The sequence below is a fragment of the Macrococcus equipercicus genome (genome assembly GCF_004359525.2).
Taxonomy (GTDB): Bacteria; Bacillota; Bacilli; order Staphylococcales; family Staphylococcaceae; genus Macrococcus; species Macrococcus equipercicus.
In genome coordinates, this window is the sequence record NZ_SCWC02000024.1 from 1 (window position 1) to 1,844 (window position 1,844).

A 1,844-nucleotide genomic window follows, 5' to 3' on the forward strand; every position below is an offset into this window, starting at 1 on the left:
GAAGACAGTTATTAATGAAGTACAGGAAGTTAAACTAAATACAATTACACTTGAGCCTTTTTATCCACACATTGAAGTAAATATTAAAACTAAAGAAGTTTATAATACTAAGAAGTTAGAATATATTAATATTATTGAGGAAAACAGACAAAAATATATTAAAGTATCAGATGCCTATGAAATGCCTATTCTAGTCAATGGTATTCCTGAAAAAAATGTTGTTGATAAAATTTTTAAAATTAATATATCAAATGCTATTAAAGTTAAAAATGGAATGTATAAAGATAAATTTTGTAAAGTTGTCAACAATGATAGATACCTAACAGATGGAAAAAGATTGTTAGATTTGAGAACGTATGAATATAAGATGATTAATAAGCACGAAATGGTAATGATGGATTTATCAGTTTTTGATGATGGGGCAGAAGTTAAGCAAATAATTTATAAAGATAATTTATTTGATGATTATTATGCTAATACAAAAGGGTTTATCTATCGTAAAGAAAATAACATATGCTATTCGAGTATTGAAAGTAAAAATAAAAATTACAAAACTGTCACATTAACAGCAAGTGATAAATCTAATGGAATTTTTCAAAGTACAATTGAAGTTCATTCGTTAGTAATTAATACATTTAAACCTGATGAATACGAATCAGTAAAAAGTAGGTTTCCAAATGAAGTGATAGAAATAGATCACATCGATTCAAACACGCATAATAATCAAATAAACAATCTTCAGTTTATTCCAAAATCAATTCACAAAGAAATTACACGAATTAGAAGAGATTATAAACTTGGTATTATAACTGAACTACCGTCAACACATAAAGGTTTTAGACTTCAATAAACATAACTCCCTCTTACGTTACATTGTAGGAGGGAGTTTTTAATTTATGTGTGCTAACAGTCTATCAGATAACACTTTATGCATGATTACTCATAGAATCATACAAAACGTTCTTAGAATCGAAATCTCAGCATTTATTGATTCAACTTAGCTTCTAATTCTGCTATAACTTTATCTTTTTTCTTCGATTCAAGAATAGATAACATTAAGGCTTGCTGTAATTGTAATATCATTAACATTAACTGCTGTTCTTTTGTGATAGTAGCCCTTGAGCAAATCCCCTTTAAATTAGATTGAATTACACTCATAGCATAATTTGAGTAAAAGAAAAAAGCCATCAGGATATGACAGCTTTACAAAAGTTTAAGATTAATCATATAAGCCACTCATAGCGTTTGTAATAGATTGATTTAATACGTCTTGATTGATTCCGATATAACGTAAAGTGACTGATTGTGATGAATGATTGAACAAGTCCATTAGTAAAGCGACATCATTTGTCCGCTTGTAGTAATGATAGCCGAAAGTTTTACGCATGCTATGAGTTCCAATGTCTGATATTCCGATAGATTCAGCAGCTTTATTTAATATTCTATACGCTTGTACACGACTGATAGCTTTCTGATTACCGTCTTTATCTAGCTTATTAGATTTAAATAAATAATCATCATCATTTAAAAACTTAATGTAATCATCAATGTCAGATTTAATATGATTCAAAGTAATTGTTTTATGCTTCTTAGTTTTGCTCTCTCTTAATTTCAGCTGATAGTCTTTAATATCTTTCTTTTTGAGTGTCAGCATATCTCCGACACGCAAACCGCAATTAATCCCCAAGACAAATAAAAATACATCTCGTTCTGATCCATAATAAGCAAGTGACTTTCTCATTTCTTTAACGGCATCAATATTTCTAATTGGCTCAACTGTTTTCATATGCAACCAGCCTTTCAATAAGTATCATTTAATATATTTATTTATATCATTATGATAC

Annotated in this window: 3 protein-coding genes; 1 reads left to right on the forward strand and 2 read right to left on the reverse strand. The window is 28.4% G+C overall.

Annotated elements, in window-relative coordinates; translation table 11 throughout:
- Positions 1 to 850, forward strand: an 850-nt coding sequence (locus tag ERX35_RS11525) for a hypothetical protein (protein ID WP_211360036.1), incomplete at its 5' end; no start/stop codon positions are given.
- A gap of 134 nt (positions 851 to 984) precedes the next feature.
- Here the strand turns inward: ERX35_RS11525 and ERX35_RS11245 are convergent.
- Together ERX35_RS11245 and ERX35_RS11250 are read right to left on the reverse strand one after the other, a co-directional pair.
- Positions 985 to 1,158 carry a hypothetical protein gene (locus tag ERX35_RS11245; RefSeq protein ID WP_170234629.1) on the reverse strand — a complete coding sequence of 58 codons (174 nt, stop codon included), beginning with the start codon at positions 1,156 to 1,158 and terminating at the stop codon, positions 985 to 987.
- 61 nt (positions 1,159 to 1,219) lie between these two features.
- Positions 1,220 to 1,786, reverse strand: a complete 567-nt coding sequence (locus tag ERX35_RS11250) for a tyrosine-type recombinase/integrase (protein ID WP_149459977.1) — start codon at positions 1,784 to 1,786, stop codon at positions 1,220 to 1,222.
- Positions 1,787 to 1,844: the final 58 nt, after the last annotated feature.

Coding starts and splice junctions, on each gene's coding strand:
- ERX35_RS11245 (WP_170234629.1), bottom strand. CDS start 1,158: ATGAGTGTAATTCAATCTAATTTAAAGGGGATTTGCTCAAGGGCTACT.
- ERX35_RS11250 (WP_149459977.1), bottom strand. CDS start 1,786: ATGAAAACAGTTGAGCCAATTAGAAATATTGATGCCGTTAAAGAAATG.